This is a genomic window from Apibacter sp. B2912 (assembly GCF_009827835.1).
In the GTDB taxonomy this organism is placed as follows: Bacteria; Bacteroidota; Bacteroidia; order Flavobacteriales; family Weeksellaceae; genus Apibacter.
Genome location: NZ_WINV01000014.1, coordinates 1 through 1803, shown reverse-complemented (window position 1 = coordinate 1803; position 1803 = coordinate 1). Strand labels below are relative to the sequence as shown.

The window sequence follows — 1803 nt, the reverse complement described above, 5'->3', positions numbered from 1 at the left end:
TAAGTTGAATCAATCCTCTCCCTTTATAAAAGGAAGTACTGGATTTATATTTACTCGGTTTTTCTTGCGATAATTTAAAAAATCCCGTCTCTGCATTTACTTGAGCCAAAAAAGTAATCTTTTTTGAATACCAATATTTATATTATATCTGAGCCTTTACGTGTACCTTGCTTGAATTATTCCGGAGTCTCCTTATCAGTAAATTCTTCCGCATAAGCTACCATTTCTTCTAAATGGGGTAAATTATAGTAATTGTTTTCTATAAAGGTGTTTTTTAAATCATACCAAGGCTCCAAATCATCTATTAATGAGGCGTGATATGAGCCTAAAATATTTCCCCTGCGCCATCTTACTGTTTTTGATAAATGATATTTCCTAAATAGAGGATCACAGGTATTGGCCATATACCCTATTATTTTATAACTATACCCTTTTTGCACTTTAGTTAAATCACTTTTATCTAACTCTCTTAATAGATATAATGTACTTGATATTAAATCTATGGTATAAATGCCTTCATTTTCATTAGTTATATGTTCTATCGTTTTTAATATTCCTTCTCTGATATATAATTTATCATCCGTTTTAAAATTATCTACGAAAATTAAATTTCTAACCTCTTGCCCAAACTCATAACTTCTTGGATTACATCGATTATACAAACTATCTAAAACACTTTTATTAATTTTATCTTCCTTATCAAAATTGAAATTTAATAATAAGTCATGGGCCAATTCTTTTTCCCTTGAAAGTAAATATATCAAACCGGCTTTATCTCCATACATTAAGTATTTATTTAAGGTTATTACTTTCAAGTTTTGTTTAACCGAATACTCCTTTTTATCGATATTATTTATTTTTATTAAATCCTCCAGAAAAACCATGGGGGCTATTATTTTTCTTTCCTTATCTATAAATAAATTCCATCCAAACCTTGCAAACGTATATTTATACTGATCGAAAGTTAGATTCGTTTCTTTTGATATAATATGCTTTAATTCATCGTCAGAATATGCAACTCCCCTATTAATAGCAAAATGATAGGGATATAATGCAACTATTGTTTCTTTACTTTTATCCAGATCGATTCCAAAAAGATATTTTACACGTTCTCTGAATTCGGCATACTCCGGAAATTTATATCCGCTGTTAAACAGCGTTTTTTCAATTAAGGGTTGTTGTAAGTCTAAATCTTCCCGGGTGGCAACATACTCATTATCCGGAATATGATCTTCTACAAAAACCCGTTTTTGTAGTTCAATATGCTCGGCTATTTTTTTTAAATCTATATCATTATTCATAACGGGCTTATTTTCTGTCGGTTTTTCAATAGGTTTTGTTGTTGTTTCTTTATTTTCATTATTAACTTGTATTGCCGTTTTATTTTCTTGGCCTTGACAAGAAAATAAAACCAATACTGGTATACATGAGACCAATATCTTTCTCATAATTCTTTATTTTTTATTATTTTTTCTTTATTTCAAAGGTGTACCCTTGATCTTTCCACCGTATTTTTTTATCTGCCTTACTAAAGTGAACTTTAGGAGTATAAAAACGACAGGCTGTAAAGCTTTGCCTATTTTTAGTTAGAGGGTGATCGAGCAAATGGTAAGAATTTCTTAACCATTTAAGTTTAATAACCCCTCCCATAATTAATTTCGAACTCATTCCATAAGGAGTTTCAGAAGAACTGATCGCTTCAATGGTGGTAACTATTTCCAGGGTTTCTTCAACTTCTTTTCCTTCTTCATTTTTCCTTTTTATCTTTTTTTCTTCGTAATCGATAATTACTCCGGTATGACC

At 30.1% G+C, this 1803-nt stretch carries 2 protein-coding genes; both read right to left on the bottom strand.

Features of this window, described 5'->3' with window-relative positions; translation table 11 throughout:
• Nucleotides 1–176 precede the first annotated feature (176 nt).
• Entirely contained in the window at nt 177–1448 is a 1272-nt protein-coding gene (locus tag GFV01_RS10005) for a hypothetical protein (protein WP_160567199.1), read from the bottom strand.
• Nucleotides 1449–1464: 16 nt separating this feature from the next.
• A partial coding sequence (locus GFV01_RS10000) for a hypothetical protein (protein ID WP_160567196.1) occupies nt 1465–1803 on the bottom strand: 339 nt, incomplete at its 5' end.